Origin of the sequence: Methylobacterium variabile (assembly GCF_001043975.1) — a bacterium.
GTDB classification, from domain to species: domain Bacteria; phylum Pseudomonadota; class Alphaproteobacteria; order Rhizobiales; family Beijerinckiaceae; genus Methylobacterium; species Methylobacterium variabile.
In genome coordinates, this window is record NZ_LABY01000251.1 from 1 (window position 1) to 1,273 (window position 1,273).

At 66.1% G+C, this 1,273-nt stretch carries 1 protein-coding gene; it reads left to right on the plus strand.

All coding sequences use genetic code 11. The features are described from left to right. Positions 1-62: 62 nt before the first annotated feature. Positions 63-1,229 (plus strand): ISAs1 family transposase, encoded by a 1,167-nt coding sequence (locus VQ02_RS29305; protein ID WP_425339936.1) that lies wholly within the window; start codon positions 63-65, stop codon positions 1,227-1,229. The last annotated feature ends 44 nt before the right edge of the window (positions 1,230-1,273 follow it).

The following is a 1,273-nucleotide window of genomic DNA, read 5'->3' on the forward strand; positions in this document are numbered from 1 at the left end:
CAGGGCAATCGGGTGAATGAGGGAGGTGACAAGGGCCTGAAGGTCTGAATCGGTTGTCCGCCATGACGTGGCTTGGGGGGCGGGCGATGGACGAGGCGAGCGAGCCGGTAGCGGCCGTGTTCGAGGCGACGGTGTTCCTCGATCATTTCGCGGACCTGCCTGACCCGCGCCAGCCCGGCAAAGTTGCCTATCGCCTGGACGAGGTTCTGCTCCTGGCGTTGCTCGCCATCCTGGCAGGGGCTGAAGGCTTCACCGATATCGCCCGGTTCGGTCACAAGAAGCGAGACCTTCTGCGCCGGTTCCTGCCGTTCCAGAACGGTACGCCGAGCCACGATCATCTCGGGGACATCTTCGCGGCGCTCGATCCGGTCGCGTTCCGGCGCTGCTTTGCGGCCTGGGCCGCGACGCTGACCCAAACGCCGCTCGAGGTGATTGCGATCGACGGCAAGACCTCGCGGCGCTCGGGCCGGGCCGGCGCGCGGGATGCCCTTCACGTCGTCTCCGCCTTCGCCGCACGCCAGCGGCTGGTGCTGGCCCAGGCCAAGGTGAGCGGGAAGTCCAACGAGATCGCGGCGATCCCAGCCCTGCTCGACCTGCTGACGATCGAGGGTGCGATCGTCACCATCGATGCGATGGGCTGCCAGCGTGCCATCGCCCGCAAGATCCTCGACAAGAAGGCCGACTATGTCCTGGCGCTCAAGGGCAACCAGGGCACGCTGCACGAGGACGTCGCGCTCTTCGTCGAGGAGCAAAGGCCAAGGGACTTTGCCGATTGCACCGTCAGCACGCACGAGACCGTGGAGGGCGATCATGGGCGCATCGAGACCCGGCGCGTGACAGTCATCCATCGCGTCGCTTGGCTCCAGGAGCGCCACGCTTGGCCGGGGCTGAAGAGCCTCATCGTCGTCGACAGCACCCGTGACGCGGCAACCAGGATCGAGCGTGAGACGCGCTGCTACCTGACCTCGTCACCGCTCGGAGCCGACCGCCTCGGGCCTGCCATCCGACAGCACTGGGCGATCGAGAACGGACTGCACTGGATCCTCGACGTCACCTTCCACGACGATCAGTCCCGCATCCGCACCGCTCATGCTCCGGAGAACATGCTGACGGTCCGCCACATCGCGGTGAACGTCGCAGCCCGCAAAAAAGGAAAGGATTCCATGCGCCTCGCCCTCAAAACCGCAGGCTGGGACGACGACTACCTCGTCAGGCTCGTTGCCCCATGACACTTCACCCGATTGCCCTGGCCCGCGACGCCCAGTGAACCCGT

What these genes read in the sequence shown, in the direction of transcription:
- VQ02_RS29305 (WP_425339936.1), top strand. Translation starts at nt 63, where the DNA reads ATGACGTGGCTTGGGGGGCGGGCGATGGACGAGGCGAGCGAGCCGGTA.